This window comes from Paenibacillus sp. 598K (assembly GCF_003851045.1).
Lineage (GTDB): Bacteria > Bacillota > Bacilli > Paenibacillales > Paenibacillaceae > Paenibacillus_D.
Genome location: NZ_BFBX01000067.1, coordinates 59,936 through 77,078 on the forward strand (window position 1 = coordinate 59,936; position 17,143 = coordinate 77,078).

10 protein-coding genes, 1 pseudogene and 1 riboswitch are annotated in these 17,143 nt (G+C 56.8%); of the genes and pseudogenes, 2 read left to right on the top strand and 9 right to left on the bottom strand.

Annotated features, from left to right (window positions below; genetic code table 11):
• The 6 genes and pseudogenes from PA598K_RS38090 to PA598K_RS19610 form a co-directional block, all read right to left on the bottom strand.
• Nucleotides 1–2,348, bottom strand: a pseudogene (locus PA598K_RS38090) (hypothetical protein); the annotation flags it as partial.
• A 26-nt stretch (nt 2,349–2,374) separates the two neighbouring features.
• Nucleotides 2,375–3,940: an extracellular solute-binding protein gene (locus PA598K_RS19590; RefSeq protein WP_128658585.1), complete on the bottom strand. Its 1,566-nt coding sequence runs from the start codon at nt 3,938–3,940 to the stop codon at nt 2,375–2,377.
• An 84-nt stretch (nt 3,941–4,024) separates the two neighbouring features.
• On the bottom strand, nt 4,025–4,906 hold the full coding sequence (locus tag PA598K_RS19595; RefSeq protein WP_128658586.1) for a carbohydrate ABC transporter permease: 882 nt from the start codon (nt 4,904–4,906) through the stop codon (nt 4,025–4,027).
• Nucleotides 4,907–4,967: 61 nt separating this feature from the next.
• Entirely contained in the window at nt 4,968–5,960 is a 993-nt protein-coding gene (locus PA598K_RS19600) for an ABC transporter permease (protein ID WP_260405500.1), read from the bottom strand.
• A 304-nt stretch (nt 5,961–6,264) separates the two neighbouring features.
• On the bottom strand, nt 6,265–7,881 hold the full coding sequence (locus PA598K_RS19605) for a four-carbon acid sugar kinase family protein (protein ID WP_128658587.1): 1,617 nt from the start codon (nt 7,879–7,881) through the stop codon (nt 6,265–6,267).
• A gap of 4 nt (nt 7,882–7,885) precedes the next feature.
• Nucleotides 7,886–9,154 (bottom strand): ribulose-bisphosphate carboxylase large subunit family protein, encoded by a 1,269-nt coding sequence (locus tag PA598K_RS19610; protein WP_260405501.1) that lies wholly within the window; start codon nt 9,152–9,154, stop codon nt 7,886–7,888.
• Nucleotides 9,155–9,425: 271 nt separating this feature from the next.
• Here PA598K_RS19610 and PA598K_RS19615 point away from each other — a divergent pair, with 271 nt between their 5' ends.
• Nucleotides 9,426–10,037 (top strand): class I SAM-dependent methyltransferase, encoded by a 612-nt coding sequence (locus tag PA598K_RS19615; protein ID WP_128658588.1) that lies wholly within the window; start codon nt 9,426–9,428, stop codon nt 10,035–10,037.
• Here PA598K_RS19615 and PA598K_RS19620 read toward each other — a convergent pair whose 3' ends face one another.
• Nucleotides 10,038–11,051 (bottom strand): linear amide C-N hydrolase, encoded by a 1,014-nt coding sequence (locus PA598K_RS19620; protein ID WP_128658589.1) that lies wholly within the window; start codon nt 11,049–11,051, stop codon nt 10,038–10,040.
• A complete protein-coding gene (locus PA598K_RS19625) occupies nt 11,048–11,551 on the bottom strand; it encodes an XRE family transcriptional regulator (protein WP_128658590.1) in 504 nt (167 codons plus the stop codon). The genes PA598K_RS19620 and PA598K_RS19625 overlap by 4 nt, the downstream gene beginning before the upstream one ends.
• Nucleotides 11,552–11,685: 134 nt before the next feature.
• A riboswitch (ZMP/ZTP riboswitch) is annotated at nt 11,686–11,766 on the top strand.
• Nucleotides 11,767–11,822: 56 nt separating this feature from the next.
• Between PA598K_RS19625 and PA598K_RS19630 the strand changes: the two genes are divergently transcribed.
• Nucleotides 11,823–12,428 carry a DJ-1/PfpI family protein gene (locus PA598K_RS19630; RefSeq protein WP_221414153.1) on the top strand — a complete coding sequence of 202 codons (606 nt, stop codon included), beginning with the start codon at nt 11,823–11,825 and terminating at the stop codon, nt 12,426–12,428.
• Between the two features lie 147 nt (nt 12,429–12,575).
• Here PA598K_RS19630 and PA598K_RS19635 read toward each other — a convergent pair whose 3' ends face one another.
• Nucleotides 12,576–16,226 (bottom strand): S-layer homology domain-containing protein, encoded by a 3,651-nt coding sequence (locus PA598K_RS19635; RefSeq protein WP_128658592.1) that lies wholly within the window; start codon nt 16,224–16,226, stop codon nt 12,576–12,578.
• Nucleotides 16,227–17,143: the final 917 nt, after the last annotated feature.

Consider the following 17,143-nt stretch of genomic DNA (forward strand, 5'->3'; position numbering starts at 1 on the left):
GGCTGCCGCTCGCCATGCAGGTCGAAGTCGCCATAGCGGTTATCCAGCGTCGGCATCGCCTGTACCTGCCAGTCGAGCAGCTCGAGCGCTGGCATGGACGAAAATTGCGATAGCGGGGACTGCCAATGCGTGTCCGGCGTCGGCCCAGAAGCCGAGGCCTGCGACTGTGAGTGCGGCGACATCGTCAGCTGCGACATACCCGACTGCAACTGTCCCGCAGGCTCGCCAGCGACTCCCCAGCTCTCGCCGCTCCGCTCAGACACCAACTGGCGCGACGCCTGGACAGCGACTGCGTCGCCAAGCGCATCAGCCGTCGAGGCCGGGGCGACGAAGCCGAGCGCATCATCGTCCTCCGCCTGCCCAGGGCAGACGACCAGCGCCGCCGGCCAGCTGTCGAACGGCACCTCCAGCTCGACCCACGCTCCGTCCCGCGTATGAGGCAGCGCTTGCACCTGTCCGCTCACCGGATCCCACAACTGCGGATGACCGGCCGTTCGCAGGCGATAGCGAGCGCGACGGGGCGACGGAGACGGTCCGCACGACGGCTCATGCATCGGCAGCAGCTCCCCCGCCTCGGGCAGCAGCAGGAATAGATCGCCGTCCGCCAGACGACGCATCAACGGCATATCCGGCCCCTCGGCGCGGCCCGGCAGCCTCGACTGCAGCAGCGCGATCGCCGCCTCGGGCGAGTCGACGCGGACGACGCCCGCCAGCTCCTTCTCCTCATCCTTCTCCCCTTCTTCTTCCGGGCACTGTACGGCGATGACGAAGCCGCCGTCGTCGAGCCACGCCTGCACCCGCTCCCGCGCCGCGTCGTCCATCGTCATCGTGCCGCAGAGCAGCAGGGCGGAGAATGTCTCCTCGCCGATCCGCAGCCCGCCGACTTCAGATACCTCGGCCAGCGCCAGCGCCGAGTCGTCCGCCACATCGAAGTCGATGCAAGCGGAGCGCAGCGCACCCCGGCTATCCCGCTCCTTGCGATTCCACCGACCGGTCAGCGCCTCATAGATGCGCTGGACCCGGGCGAGCCGCTCATGCGGCGGCTTGTTGGCGACCGCCATCGGATGCTCCAGCGGGCCGCCATCCGCGAGCGACATCCAGCCGCAGGCCGCATATCCGGGGTAGTGTACGGCGACATCGGCGACATGGGTCCCTTGCGACAGCAGCCAGCAAGCGCGGCTGATCGTATCGGCGAATACGCCGTAATGCTCGTAATACGGCTGACGCCAGCCCGTGTCCGGCGGAGCCCACTCCCACCAGCCGCCTCGCGTGCTGTAGTAGACGGAGTGCGGGCTGTACAGCGTCACGCCCGCCTGCAGCCACGGCACCAGCCAATGCAGCGTCTCCTCCAGCGTGCCGCCCCAACCGCTCGTATGGAACGCCTCCAGGAACACGCGCTTGCCGCCATGCAGATGAACCATCGACGCATGCGGCTTGATCTCGCCGTCCATGTCGCTGCCCGCCGCGCTATACCAGCGATGCGTCCGCATGTAGTCGAGGTAGAGACGCTGCGCGCCGTGCAGATCGGCACGGCGCGCCGGGCCGGCCTGGTCGCAGCACTGCAGCATGCCATGCCGCGCATGCCAGTCGTGCTGCGGCCGGAATACCGCCTCCTCCGCGAGCTCAGCCGCCAGCGCATAGACCCGTCTGCGCACGATTGGCGACGCTGCCGTCTCCTCGTACAGCTCCGGCAAGACCGCGAGCAGGTCCTCGCCATGACGCGCCGCATACCGCTCGGGCAGCTCGGCGGTCCATAGCGGCATCGCCGGAAGCTCGTCCTGGAAGCTGCCGGCGAGCGTCCGCCCCAGCTCCTCGGGGAAGCGCCGCTCGAACTCGCCGTAGATCCGATCGTAGAGCTGCGCTGTCGCTCGCTTATCGAGCCAGTTGAAGCCTTGCCTCACCGCTACATACCGGTAATCTCCGAGCTCGCGCAGCAGCTCGGTGCCCTCTGGCAGCGGCTCGCCCGGCATCAGTCTACGGAGCTGATAGCCCGCATAGTCCGGCTGCTCCGCGACGAGATGGGCTGCCAGATTGGACCCGGAAAAGCCGATCTGATCATAGAAGAAGATCCGCATGCCGAGCCGCTTCGCCTCGCGCAGCGCTACCGCGAACAGCTGCCACCAGCGCTCGCTGAAGTGCGGCGGATCGTCGGCGACGCTGCCGTATTGCGGGCCGGTCGGCGCGATGTTGATGATGCCGATATTGCGGAGCCCGCCCTGGCGGAATTTCTCCAGCTGCCAGCAAATGCGTTCCTCCGTAATCTCCTCGGCGCTCCACCACCAGAACGGGACCGGACCGTAGTCCGGGTCCGGGTCGGCGAAGCGCTCGCGCAGCCTGTCGATCTTCATTCCAGCCTTCCTCCCTTGCCGTGCCCCTAGAAGTTCTTCTGGTACTCCTTGTACTTGGCCGTTGCCCATTCCTCCAGCTTGGACAGTCCGAGGCTCTCGGCCTTCTCCAGCAGAGCCGTGTATTGGGCGCGGGCTTCCTCTTCGGAGGCCGCCAGATAGATCCTGACCTCCTCGGTCTTGACCATGTTCTCGATCTGCGCCTCGATCGTCTGCTCCTCCGTATCCGGCTCCGTCGACACCAGGCCGAGCGCCGGGTTGAAGACGAGCGCTTCTCTGGCCGCCAGTCCCCACTTGGTCATCTGGGAGTCCGGGACGAAGCGCTGCAACGCCTCGTTGACCCCGCTACTGGCGAGCAAGCCCCACCAGACGACGCCCATCTGCGTCTGCACATCGGTATTGTTGAAGTCATAGTTCATGACCGGGTACTTCTCGGCTTCATTCCATGTCCAGTCCTCACCCTCGAGGCCATACAGTCCCAACTGTTGCCCTTCCTCGCTATACATGAACTGGAGCAGCTTGAGCGCCGCTTCCGGATTTTTGTTGTTCTTGGTAATGTACAGTCCGGCCCAGCCAGAGCCGCCCATCGGGATCGCCGCTTTGTCGCTGAGAAGCTTCGCTACCTGCGTCATCCGGAACGGCTTGCCCAGCTCCTCGAGCTGCGCATTGGTCGTGTCGGCATTGCCGCTGCCGTGCGCGAACGCCTGACCGTTCAAGACATATTGATCGTCCTGCTGGCCATCCTTGAAGGTGAAGTTCTCGGCGAGCATGTACCCCTCGCGGTACAGACGATTCATATACAGGTAATAGTCCAGGTAGTTCTTATCCTTGAGGTAATACTGGGCAGCACCGTCGATATCGACGAAGCCTTTGCTTTTTTTCAGCCCGTAATGGATGCGCAGATGCTGGCCGATCTGCTCCTTGTCCCAGACGAGCGGCACCATGTCCGGGTATTTCGCCTTCACCTGACCGAGGATCGACATCAGGTCGTCGAGCGTGTTCAGCTCCGGGTTGCCCAGCTCCTCCATGATGTCCTGGCGATACGACATACTGTTGGCCCCCGGCAGCGCCTTCGGGTTGTCCTTCCACTCCTGCTCGGTGGAGAAAGCATTGCGGATCGTATAGAAGTTGCCGTCCGGCATCGTATTGACGCCGATCCGCTCCTGGCTGATCTCGAAGTCCGGGGCGTACTCGGCGATCAATTCATTGAGCGAATAAGAAACGTCTTTATGCGCCATCCGCGTCAGATCGGTCGCCGTGTACACCAGATCGGGCAGGTCGCCCGAGGCTATTAACAGCGGCAGCTGCTTGTCGTCTGCGGCCACCTGGATGTTCAGCTTGATGCCGGTGCGCTTCGTAATCTCCTCCGGCACCTTGCCGCTCCAATCCTTGAGCGGCCACCAGGACATATTGACGAACAGATCCAGCTCGACGATCTCCTGCTCGCCGCCGTTCCCCGTCTCGACAGCTCCCGGCTGGGTCGCGCCTGCGTTCCCTCCCGTTCCAGCTCCACCGTTGTTGCCGCCTGCACAAGCCGTCAGCATCGCCACCGCCAGCGTGGTCGCCAGCGTCGTTTGCACGATTTTTTTCTTCATCTATAAACCCTCCTTCATTTCTTTAGCGCCAGCCTGACCTCAAAAAGCCGAAGAGGCACGCTTATTTTTGAGGACAGTCTAAGCTTAACCCTTCACGGAGCCTATCATAATGCCTTGCACGAAGTACTTCTGCAAGAAAGGATAGACGAGCAAGATCGGCACCACCGCGATGACCATCGCCGTCACCTGGATCGAGAACGTCGTCACGCCGGTTATCGCTGCTGCCCGCTCCGCCGTAGCGAGATCGGTCGGCATCATGCCCTGGTTGATGACCTCCATCATCCGGTAGGTCAGCGTGCGCAGCCCGTCCTTGTTGACGAAATACGCCGAGTCCATCCAGGCATTCCACTGTCCGACGCCGACGAACAGCCCCATCGCCGCGATCAGCGGCTTGGACACCGGCAGGATCATCCGGAAGAAAATCGTCAGATCGGACGCGCCGTCGATCCGCGCCGACTCCTCCATCTCCGGCGGGATCTCGCGGAAAAACGAGACGGCGATGACGAGGAAGAAGATCGTGACCGCGCCGGGGACGATATACACCCAGAACGTATTGAGCAGTCCCAGACTCCGCAGCACGACGTAGTAGGGGATCAGCCCGCCGGAGGTGTACATCGCAATAATAAAAAACGAAAAGTACACCTTCTGAAACACCAGATTGCGATAGGCCAGACCATACGCGGTCAGACAGGTAAAAAAGATCGTAATCGCTGCGCCAACGACGGTCCTCAGGCCCGAGACGCCAAAGGCCATCAGCCATTTCGGATCGCTCAGGAACTTCTCGTAATTGCTGAGCGTAAAGGCTCTCGGCCAGAAGTAGATGCCCCCGAGCGAGCTGTCCAGCCCGTTGTTGAACGAGATAATAATGAGGTAATAGAACGGATACATCGTCACCAGCGCCATCAGGAGCAGCAGACCGGTGTTGACGGTGTCGACGACGCGATCCTCGACAGTTCGACGGTGCATAAGCGCCTCCCTTCCCAGCTAGGTCGTATCTGCACACCCGAACCCGAGTATGCAGACACGCCTAGAACAAACTGTTTTTCGTTATTTTTTTGGACAGATAATTGCTTCCGAAGACGAGGATAACCGCGATAATCGATTGCAGCAGATCGATGGCCGTCGCGTAGGCGTATCGCCCTTGGGCGAGCCCCATCTTGAACGCGTACGTCTGCAAAATCTCCGAACGCTCGTTGTTCATCGCATTGCCCAGCAAGTACGATTGCTCGAAGTTGGAGCCGACCAGCCCGCCGCCGAGCAGACTGCCGACCGCCAGGATGAGCACGACGACGATCGTGCCGCGGATGCCGGGCAGCGTAATATGCCAGATCCGGCGCAGCCTGCCCGCCCCGTCCATCTCGGCCGCATCGTAGAGCGCCGGATTGAGCCCGCTGATCGCCGCCAGGAAGATGATCGCCCACCAGCCCGCTTCCTTCCACATTGCTGTCGACACGGCGAGTCCCCAGAAGTAATTCGGGCTCGACAGGAAGGGCAGCGAATTGTCCACGAGTCCGAGGCTCTTCAGCAGATCATTGACGATGCCGGAGTTGCTCGACAGGAAGATGACGAGCAGGCCGGAGACGACGATCCACGAGATGAAATGTGGGAAATAGCTGACGGTCTGCGTGAAGCGCTTGAAAAACTGCAGCCGCACCTCGTTGAACATGATCGCCAGCAGGATCGGCACCGGGAACGTGAAGACCAGCTTCAACAGACTGATCGCCAGCGTGTTCGTTACAATCAGGTCGAAGTTGTAAGCGCCGACAAATTCCTTGAAATATTTGAGCCCGACCCACTCGCTCGTGAAGATGCCCTTGATGCCGCTTGTGATCGAATAATTTTTGAAGGCCATCAGTATGCCGAACATCGGCAAGTAATTAAACACGAAGACGATCAGCATCCCTGTCAGCACGAACAGATGGGCGTACTTTTGTTTGACGATCTCGCGCCAGATCGAACGTTTGGCTGACCCTAGCGGCTTCACTCGCTGAGCCGCGCTTGCTTTGGTTAGCTCTGCCAAATTCTCCTCACTCCTTCCTCTTTCCCCAACCCTGGTTGTCGCTTGGAGAACATGTCTAAATTGTATAGGCGATGGCAGGACATGAATAGTGTTCAAAACTTAAAATGCAGCGATCATTTTTAAGAACTTTGTAAGCGCAAACAATATTCCGGGAATACGAAACGAGCGCAACCGTGGTATCCTCTGGTCGCACTCGCCTGGTTGGGTTCCTAACCTCACTCATCTTCGCTTTACCCCTTAGGGAGTAATCTACTAGTCGAGGCGAGAGCACGGATGAGCTGCTCGTGGCGTGAGCACGGGTAAGCTAGTCGCTGCGAGCGCGGACAAAGTAGTCGTCGCCGCCCACCTGACCGCCCTTCAGCAGCAGCTGGAGGCCGTCGATGGCCCGGCCACGCGCCTGCACCTGACACCACGGGCTGCCCGTCGCGAACATGCCGATACAGGTCAGCATATCCGCGCCGAGCGCCTGGACGATATAGCCGGACGTATCGCCGCCGGCGACCACGAGCCGCCTCAGACCACACGCCTCGATCAGCTCGGTAGCCAGCCCGCCCAGTACCGGCCCGAGTCTGCGGCTGCTCTCCTCGGGCTGGATGCCTATCCGGGTCAGCCGCTCCCTCGTACGCGCGACCTCCGGGTCATCCGGTCCCATCGCTGTGTACAGGATGACGCTCCAGCCTTGCCCCAGCAGGCGCAGCGCCTGCTCACGCACCCCTGCAGTCGCCGCCTCGCTCGTCGCAGCATCCAGCAGCTCCGGCACGGCCAGCCGGATGCCCGCGAAGCCATGCGCCAACGCGTAGTCCAGTTGCCTGGCCGTCACCGGCGAGCAACTCCCCGACAGAATCAGCGTCTGATGCTCGTCGGGCAGCGGCGGCTGGAGCGTCGAAGGCTGCATCGAGGAGGAATGTGGCGTTGGCGGCTGCATCGAATGAGATTGTATCGTCGATGACTGCGACGAAGGCGAACCGCATGGCTCGGAGCGCTGAAGCCCCGAAGGTTCTGCAGGAGGAACAGGCTGCATAGATGATACCGGCAGCAAAGAAGCTGAGCCCCCATTCGGCTCCAACGGCAATGCCCCCTGTGACTCGGGCACCTGCATCCGCCCGCTCGGCATTGACGGCATCGCTCTTAGCAACCCCGCCGACCGCCAATGCGCAGCGAGTGCCCGCTCCATGCCGGAGGAGCCGATGACGAACATCGGCGTCTCGGCAGACTCGGCCTCCTCCCAGATCAGACGACCGACCGTCTCCAGTCGCCCCGCATCGAGCGCATCGAACAGCACCAGATCGGGCTGCTCCGACTCCAGCAGCCGCTCCAGCCGCTCACGCACCGCAGCATACTCCCCCTCGAGCGCCAGGATATCCATCAGCGAGATGCGCAGCTCCGTCTGGCGCAGCAGATGGAGACGCAGATCGGCCTCCCCCATCGGCGTCACGGGATGCTGCGACATCGTCGGGTGGCGGTCCAGACGATGGACCTGTCCTTGCGCTGCGGCGAAGTGCTGGCCGAATACCGTGTATCGTCCCAGATGTGGCGCGCCCGCGAGCAGCGGGATGAAGCGGCCGCCGAACAGACGACGCCCCAGGTCCGCCGCCTTGCCGATGCTGCCGATATGCGGAGCCGAGTCAAACGTCGAGCATATCTTGTAATGAACGATCGCCGCATCGGCCTCGCGCAACCGCCCAAGGATCGGCGTCAGCTCGAGCTCCATCGCCTCCGGCGAGAGCGCTCTGCCGATCCCGGCGACGCCATAGGCTTCCAGCTCGGCGTATTGCTCTCGCAGCTGCGCTGGCGTCGGCGGCTCCATGAACAGCCCGCTCCTTACGCCAGCCTGCTCCAGCGTTTCCAGCACATCCGTCGAGCCGGTGAAGTCGTCGCCATAGTAGCTTAGCTTCAGTCTGGGTTTTGAAGGTTGATCCATCGCCTTATCGCCCCGCCTTGCCGAATTTGTCGATCGCGCGCCGCACCGCAGAGTGCCGGTCAGCGCATTGCTCCAACGATTGGCCCGCCACTGCCGCCTCCCACGCAAGCCTCATGCTCTCGAAGCCCGCAGCTGCGCCATCCGGGTGAGCGAGCATGCCGCCTCCGGCCAGATGCATCACATCGACAGTCGCTGCGGCAGCGTAGGTCGCATGCGCCGTACCGGCCCATTGGCCTGACGAGATGACCGGCATCGTCTGGTAGCCGCCCAAGAGCGGTGTTGTACAAGCCTGGATCGAGCGCGTGACCGATTCGTTGCTTTCGTAGAACTTGCCGTCCAGGCCATTGACATGGAGATGATCGGCGCCCGCCAGTCGACACAGCTTCTGGTAGGCGGTGAACTCCATCCCCAGATGCGGCGAGCGCGTCAGCATGCCCCATTGGTTACGATGACCGTGGATCGGCACCTCGCTGTAGCTGTTCAGATGGGCTAGTCCCGCCAGGCCAATGCTGAGCAGACTGACCATGACGCAGTTGCCGCCCGCGCCGACGACCAGATCATGATTGCGGCGCAGCTCGTCCCAGTCCCCGGTAATGTTGAAGGCATACATCATCCGCTTGCCCGTCGCATCCGCCGCCCGCTCGATCGCCGCAGTCACCGCCGCCACCTTCTGCTCGAAGGGCGCGTAAGGCGGATCGGCGTTCAACTCATCGTCCTTGACGACATCGAGTCCGGCGCGGGCCAGTCGCTCCACCAGCTCCGCCAGCTCCTCGACCGACAGACCGACGCTTGGCTTGACGATCGTGCCGAGCAGCGGCCGGTCGTATACGCCCAGCAGTCGCCGCGTCCCCTCGATGCCGAACTTCGGACCGCGATAGCGCGCGGCAAAAGCCTCCGGCAAGTCGAGGTCGAGCAGCCGCAAGCCTGACAGCTCCTGCAGCTCGTACAGATTGCCCGCGACCGCCGACATCAGATTGGGGATCGAAGGGCCGAAGTTATGGAGCGGGAAGGAGATGACCACTCGTCCGCGACGAAAGACGCCATCATGTCCGGCAGGCAACGCGACGCCCGGCAAGCCCGGCCCATCGTGATCCTCCAGCGGCTCGATCTGCTCGATGATCGCCCCATGCCTCTCCCGCAGCAGATCCGTTTCTCCCGGCACCCTCGTGAACGTGCCTGTCGACTGCTCCCCTGCCAGGATCATCGCCGCTTGCTCCAATGCATAGGGTGTCTCCACCCAATAGGTAGCTGTTACCCTTTGCGATTGCATCATACTCCCGCCCCCGTTCGTCATGGTACAAATTCAACTAAAATCTATCACCGGGGAGAAGCTCTGGTCAATGAAACGGGCGGTCGCTCAGCTTGAGCCATGTTAATATCGATCACCTGGTGCAAAACGCAAAAAAGCCGCCACATCCGGCACTTCCGCAACAGCGAAAGACCGAATAGGCAGCTTTATGAAAGAAAAAGTTTGTTAGATTGTTCATGTCAATTACCTTATAATGGAGATAAATAACACAGCTCCAAAAGACGGAGGAAATGCCATGGAAAAGGAACGCTTGGTACGCAAGTTCGACAAGCAGGCCGCGCGCTATGACCGGAGTCGGGAGCAACGGGCGCTCGGCGCCTGGCGGGAAGCCTTGCTGCGCGATGTCCACGGCCATGTGTTCGAGGCTGCGGTCGGCGCAGGGGCCAACTTTCCCTTCTACCGCAACAAGAATATGTCGCTGACTGCCGTCGACTTCAGCCCTGCCATGGTCCAGACCGCGACACAAGCCGCGAGGCGTTACGGGATCGAAGCCAACATCTATCAACATGATCTGGAGACGCTTGAATTTCCCGACGAATCCTTCGATACGGTCGTCTCGACCTTGTCGCTATGCGGATACGACGACCCCGTCGCCGTGCTGCACAAGTTCAACCGCTGGTGCAAAAAGGACGGCCAAATCCTGCTGCTAGAGCATGGCACAAGCTCGTTCTATGGACTCAAGGTGCTGCAGCACGCCATCAACCCCCTGTTCCGCTCGATGTCGGGGTGCCATCTGAATCGGGATATGCTCAGCCTGATCGCCCAGTCGCCACTTGTCCTCACGTCCTCCGAGCGTCACTTCTATGGCATGATGCACCTCATACGGGCTACGCCTGGGCCGAGTTAATCATCCTTGATGCTCTGCCTTAATCAATGTCGCTGGGTAATACGCCAAGTAATGAAGCACCTCGTCACTGATGTCCCACTTGAAGATCGAGGTCAATACAGGATCTCTGAAAAACGAGCGCACCACGTGAAGATTGATCTCGCTAGTGTAGGCGTTGAAGTCCATCGTATCCTGATCTCCCCGCTGTCCTTGCAGATTCGCTGCTTTCCCGGACAGCTCGGGATCAAAGTCGAACGCAGCAAACGGAATGCGGTGTCTATGCGGATGACGGTTCGTCGTCGCATGTATCTCCAGCCTTGCCAGGTCATAGACAAGACTAAACACGGTATCCTCTCTCCGAGCCTCCTGCAACACGTCAAATGCAAAATCAATCGCAGCGCTTTCCGAAGCCTCTGCTTGTAATCGTTCCCCCACCCGGAAGAAACGCGCCATGGAGTTGCGCGGATAGTCCTCCCACTGCTCCCATTGATAATCGTCGGTCTGGAAATATTGGATCGCATCGCGATACGCCGTATTTGTCATTGCCGGGAGGGATAGCGCTTCGCTATGAAGGATCATTTCGCCTTTTAGAAACTCAATAATCGCACGCTCGCCGGTTCGATCCACGATAAGGTAATGCAATTGCGAGGTGCTTTGACCAATGCGTAGGGACGGGGCTTGTGCCAGCACCTCTTGTACGGACCCGCAGGTATCGAGAAAATACTGGATCCACTGCAATTCGCCGACGACCGGACGGTCATCCAGGGCGGGATATTCCGTCTGCCACAGCGTCGTCTGCTCGACGACCAATCCGGCTTCATTCATTCCGCCGTTCGGGAATTCCTTCCCGTTTTGTGAGACCGTCACACTACCATAGACGGATATCCAGGCCAATGGTTTTTCGGGGGGTCTGATCAACGCCGCTTTTTGAATGCCCCGCTGATTTGTAAACAGATACACTCCTTCATAGATGACATCCTGGTTTTTGCAGACGTAATGCTCGTCCATGTGGCGTATGTGAAAGGCTGTACTCATGACTCTGGCTCCTTTGTGTTCAATATCGTTTCAAGCGGCTCCAAATCTCCGTTTTCCAACTGATTCAGTAAGGCATCGACTAGACGCAGAACCCTTTCGTCATTCTTTTGGACCACGACTGAAAATCGGCTGATCAACGCATGCTCCCTTTTTTCTTTCTCAAGCCGGGCTAGCTTCTCAAGATAACCATCGACCTCTTCCTCCTTGCTGGCATTTCGCAATAAGCGATGAAGGAACAGGATCTGAAGCTCGGCTTTCAATTCCTCGCTAAGATCTCGCAAATAACTGTTCTCATCAACAAGCAGCCGATTATCCTCAATTTGAAAATACGCCGCTATTACTTGCAGTCTTTCCTTGGGGACGGGACGACGCTTTTTCACCCAATCGTTAAACTGTTGCGGCGTGCTGCCGATTTCCTTGCATACTTGACTGTAGGAAACCTCATAGATCAGAGCCAAATACTTTAGCACGCTTAGTGGCTGCGTTTTGTCCAGCTTCATTCGGATCACCCTTTGACGTATAATATGTCTGACGTATTATATGTCATTATACCTAGGATTTCTTTAAAGTCAAATACAAATTCAAATTATATATTGCCCTTCGCCCTTCCACGATTTATAATGAACAGTAAATATATGGGATGCGTAACTGGCGAGAACGTAGATCACTACGGGGGAGCGTATCCGACAACAAGCCGTTCGCCTGGGCAAAGCATTTGGTTCCTTCGTTAGGAGCCAAATGCTTTTCTATTCTTTGGAGGAGCGTGTCAGCGTGGAACATGCGAAAAAAGTGGCGGTACTGGTGTATGAGCAAGTGGATGCATTGGATGTGACAGGACCGTTTGACGTGTTTGCCGTAGGGAGCAATTGGGGACAGGATTTTCATGTCTACACAGTAGCATTGAGTTCCACCGAGCCGATCCGCACGATCAGCGGCTTGACGATCGTGCCCGACTACACCTCCTCGGAGTGCCCGCAGCCAGACATCCTGATCGTACCCGGCGGCTGGGGGAGCCGCAAGGAGATGCATAATGAACGGCTAACCCGGTGGATTCGCGAAACCTCCGAGCGGGCGGCCTTTACGCTATCGGTCTGTACAGGGTCGCTGTTGCTGGCCAAGGCCGGCCTGCTCGAGGGCATGCGGGCGACCACCAACAGAAGGGCTATGGACCTGTTGCTCGGCGCGGCATCTCCCAGCACGACGGTGGTCGAGCATGTCCGCTACGTGGACAACGGCACGCTGATTACCTCGGCTGGCGTAACGGCCGGGATCGACGCGGCGCTGCACCTGCTCGCCAAGCTCCATGACGAGGCTCGCGCCATCGACACAGCGTCGAAGCTGGAGCATGATTGGCGGCGGGAGTCTTCTCCGCACTAGTTGATCAATTTGGGGGCTAACATAAGAAAAGCCGAGTGAAATCAGGAGATACATACTGATATCAACTCGGCTTACCCTACGTCGGCAGATGAAAAAAATTATTTCCTTCTGTTAAGAAGAAAAACATCGTACTCCACCGCTCTCCCCCTAAACTGGTTCCCCGACAACAATCTCAATCGGATCGCTGATTTCTTTATTTGCCCGCTTGGCGTAAATGCTAATGATGTCGCCGGCTTCCAGTTCCATTGCACTCACATTAATGGTGAACGCGGCTCCGTCACTCTTTCGAATGTGATGCCAACCCAGGATATTTCCGTCTCGCACAACGAGAAGACTAACATTTTCATTGGCATCCAATTCATTGATAGCGTAAGTGCCCTGAACGTGTGTCGTCCCTTCCTGGAGTTCACTGGTAATGGTCGGAGCCGTCGTCTTCGGTGAAGCTTGCAAAGTGATGTACACTGGAGCGCTTGGAAGCTTTCCCGACTCCTTGGCAACGACGTAGAGGCGATCTCCACCGCGATGAAAGACTTGATTGATAGGATAGTACCATTGTCCGGATGAATTCGCTTGAATGCCCGCTGCAAGCTGAGTTCCATTTTCGTAATACACACTGACAACGGCACGAGGACTGGCCGATCCGACAAGTGTTGACCCTCCGCTGTACACCGGAGCGTTAATACTTACTGGGATGGATTGCTCCACCATAGCTTGTAGCGTGATTACAATCCCGTCACTCACCAGTTTTCTCTCTGCATCCGCACTCAGAACGAATTGATCCCCTGGCTGTGGTACCGGTTGATATGGTAAAGAAATCCTGAAAATTCCTTCCGCATTCGCTAGACCCTCGTAAACCTGCGTGCCTATCACTGCACTGAGCCGAATAATAGCTCCAGGCTCTGAGATTCCCTTGATTTCATATTGGGCCTCGGCATAGGGTGGTACACTCAATGTGGGAACAGCTGTCTTTTCAGTAGGCTGTAAAGCTGTAAATAGAAACGGTGCGCTCTCTTTTTTGTCGGGAGCAAGAGCCGTCACCTGATACTGCCTCCCCGCCACAAGTTGACCGTAATACAATTCCATATTGGCCGTCGCCGATGACGTGATTCGCTGACTAATAATCGTACCATCCATTTCTTTAAGGAAGACCGTAACTCTCACTTGATCTGCCGTGTGGACGACGATGTTCCTAAGATCATAGTAAACATCCCCTTCGATTGAGGGCGTCTGCGTCAAGGGTCTTGATTGGACAACTATGCTGGTCGCCTCGCTGATTGCCATCTCGTAGCCTTTGGCCGTGATAAACAAAGTCTCGCCGAGGACAAGCGGCTGCGATAAACGCACGGAGTACTTGCTGCCATAGCTACTATCGCTTGCTTTTCCGGTGCCGATGACTGTACCGTCGGAACGTTTTACGATAATCTCTGCTTCCGCTTCTGCCGTTCCGGATATCGTCATTTCATCGTCATACACGATTGTTTGTACGGTAGGATTAGCGGTGGCGACAGTTGGTGCCATGACTGTGAGGAGGACGGGATCGCTTTTTCTTTTTTGATTCGCCTGCGCGTAGAATAGAAGCTGTTCGCCTACCGTCAACTTGTAGCTATCGCCAATATACAGATTTAATGCATAACCGAGACTATTATGATAAGAGTTGATTACCGTACCATCTAGCTTGGTTAAGGTAATCACATTCTCCCAATCCTCAAGCGTACCTCTTACGACCCTCGTATCCTCATAAATCGTATTCACTTGAGGTGTTGCCGTTTTGGGTCTCTCGACGACAGTTATCTCGAGGCGTCCGCTGCTCCAGCCCTCAGCCGTATAGAGTGTCACGAACAACTTCTCCCCATCCTCCAGCACCAGACCTGGATTATATTGCAGTAGGTTTGTACTAAAGAAGGGGCTATACTTCCGTTCCTCTTCCCCTTCCGGGTAGGTACGGAGTTGATCGCCAGTCGACGTCTCAACCTTGACCATATAAGACTCCTTCAAGTAAAACACACTGCCTTCAATATAGCCTATGTCTGTATAGACAATTTCTCTCACCCATGGCTCGGGCGCTTTTTCTTCTACAATCTGATCAGGAAGTTTCAACTGCTGACCAGCGGCGACCTTGTAGGGTTCACTGTAATAGAGCGTTAGCCCCAAATTCATATTGAACGTATACGTTCCGGCCGCCACATTACTAAAAGTAAAGCCGCCTCCCGGCGTCGTAAAAGCACGGTATGTCCCACTCGTTCCATCGACACCCCTCAGTTCAACCCACTGATCTCTTATAGGCAAGGGCTTCGGACGATTGTATTCTTTGTAGTACAGTGTCCCCGTCACCGTCGCAGGCCCAGTCGGTATAGGCGTGCCGCCACCGGGAGTTCCGCCGCCAGGAGTGCCACCGCCAGGAGTTCCGCCGCCGGGCGTGCCACCACCAGGAGTTCCGCCGCCGGAGGTTCCGCCGCCAGGAGTTCCGCCGCCGGAGGTTCCGCCGCCCGCTGATCCAGCGAATGGAGCCGATGGCTTCATCGCCTCCGGAATCTCGGACCCCTCAGCCCCCTTCGATACCTGAATCGCCCCAATCGCTCCTTCTCCTGACAACTTCGTCTTACTGCTCAGTTGAAGTTGCTCGACCTTAGCCTCCTTACTCAGTTCAATATCGTTCAGCTTGATATTCTTCTGGACGTCGAGCATCCCTATACGTCCCGAGCGGATGGTTAGTACGTCTAGACTTCCACTGACCGTTACATGAGAGAAATCTCCCGACAGCACAATATTTCTTGATCCTGCATTTGGGTTAGGCCCAGGAACGATATTCACCGCAATGAACCCCTGACCCGATCCCTCCTTCTCAAGAACCGCACTGGAGCGTATCTGTGTTTCCAAAATCGAAGAAGAGCCTTCCGCTACCACTCTCACAGAGGAGTCCTTACGATTGACTTCCAGCATCCCGAGCTGACTGTCAACGAGATGAATGCTGTTCACTCCCCCGCCTTCGATGCGAGTGACACCTTCGACCTTGATCTGCTTCAGATATACTTCCCCGTCTCCGATACTATCAGACAAGATCAGATCCCCGAAAATGCGCATATTTTGCAACGTAACATCCCCTGCCTGGATAGTTACATCCCGATGCATATCCTGAAGCTTATTTGTGCCATATGTACCAGCTCTATCATAAAACACAGCGCTAGCTTCCAAGGCCTTCTTAATCGCAACAACTGTCTCCGCTCGCGTCATCAGACGCTTCGGAGAGAATGCTCCATTCTCTTCCTTCGTCATAATTCCCTGATAGATGACGCTCTCGATAGCAGCTTTGCTCCAGGCTGGGATAAGTTCTCCATCCTCCAAGCTGTTCGCCGCTAATACTATCTCGTTCTCTTCGAGCGGAACGATCTTCGACAGGATCATGGCGCTTTCTTGCTTGCTGATCGGTAGCTTAGAGCGGAATGTCCCGTCTTCAAATCCATTGATGTACCCGTAGGCGATCGCTTTCTGAACCTCTGCGTATTCCCAGTTCGTCGGCTTCAAATCTTTGAAGTCGATCCGTTCCTGAGATGTATATCGGAATGCCCGATTGACGAGTGCAACAAATTCGGCTCTGGATATTTCATTGTCCGGTCGGAAGGTCCGATCCTCGTATCCCTTGACCAGCCCTTTATCCAGCCACTCCTGGATATCCGATTCTGCCTGGTGGCCATTAATATCAATGACCTGAACGGCCCCCGCGTGTGCTGTGCCGCATAATACCATCATAAATAACATGAACCATAATCCTGAAACTCTGGCACCGCTCGTTTTCCACATGCACTCGCACGCTCCTCAGCAAATATCTTCATCAACCTTTAATTCGTGTGCAATTGATTTGAGATACATATATTTACATGCACAACTTATTATAGAACCTATTGAACGGGCCATCAACAACAAGTTAGGGACATCTCGAGAACATCCTTGCTGATGACGGAAAAGTTGAGAAACGGCATCTCTAAGAGAGCTGCCGTTTTTCGCATGACTATTGTTGTTACCAAGTCAACCAACCGCTAGTTCGTTGATAGTTCCGCAGAAGCTCGTACTGCCCACTGCGCAATAGTCGCTTCATCTGTGTTCTATACTTGCGAGAATCATTTTTTCTGGCTGATTTAGTTTCCTTGTGAAAATGAATACTTTTGATTCCTTTACGATACTCCTTAAGCTTCTCTCTTCTTGGGTCTTTATGCTTTTTCACATCATCCAGCTTACACATCTTCATCCCCGTTGTGTCAGGTCAGATTTGGCTGCTTCAGCCATTACCTCAACACAACTAATAGAAGAAACCTTTTGGATTAAACATGAGCTCACCTCTGGTCAGATATTATCCTTATTTTAACGTAATTCAGAGGAAATTGGCCATTCCATCCTCGTTACTTGAGTTGGAACTGGATGTTTTCAGTGGATTTGACGAGCAGGAAGCCTACTTAGGCAATAAGCGCTTTGAAGAATTTCTGGTGGTCCTTTATCTTACCGGTCATATTCCACTACGCAAAAAGTTCAAAGATGGCTACCTTCTGAGATACAGATCTAGTGAATCCCACGTTTAATGTCTTTAAAGGTTACTACTCAGGTACCCCTGGAAAGGAAAAGTTGTTTGTGCCGATGCGGATGAGGGATTGAAGGATGCCGAGGCCTTGTTTGCGTAGCGTGGAGATGACGCCCTGAGCCCGAGCAAATTGCCGTGCGCCTTC

Bases quoted from the DNA above. Each gene is read 5' to 3' on its own strand.
- PA598K_RS19590 (WP_128658585.1), bottom strand. From the start codon at position 3,940: ATGAAGAAAAAAATCGTGCAAACGACGCTGGCGACCACGCTGGCGGTG.
- PA598K_RS19595 (WP_128658586.1), bottom strand. From the start codon at position 4,906: ATGCACCGTCGAACTGTCGAGGATCGCGTCGTCGACACCGTCAACACC.
- PA598K_RS19605 (WP_128658587.1), bottom strand. From the start codon at position 7,881: ATGGATCAACCTTCAAAACCCAGACTGAAGCTAAGCTACTATGGCGAC.
- PA598K_RS19610 (WP_260405501.1), bottom strand. From the start codon at position 9,154: ATGATGCAATCGCAAAGGGTAACAGCTACCTATTGGGTGGAGACACCC.
- PA598K_RS19615 (WP_128658588.1), top strand. From the start codon at position 9,426: ATGGAAAAGGAACGCTTGGTACGCAAGTTCGACAAGCAGGCCGCGCGC.
- PA598K_RS19620 (WP_128658589.1), bottom strand. From the start codon at position 11,051: ATGAGTACAGCCTTTCACATACGCCACATGGACGAGCATTACGTCTGC.
- PA598K_RS19625 (WP_128658590.1), bottom strand. From the start codon at position 11,551: ATGAAGCTGGACAAAACGCAGCCACTAAGCGTGCTAAAGTATTTGGCT.
- PA598K_RS19635 (WP_128658592.1), bottom strand. From the start codon at position 16,226: ATGTGGAAAACGAGCGGTGCCAGAGTTTCAGGATTATGGTTCATGTTA.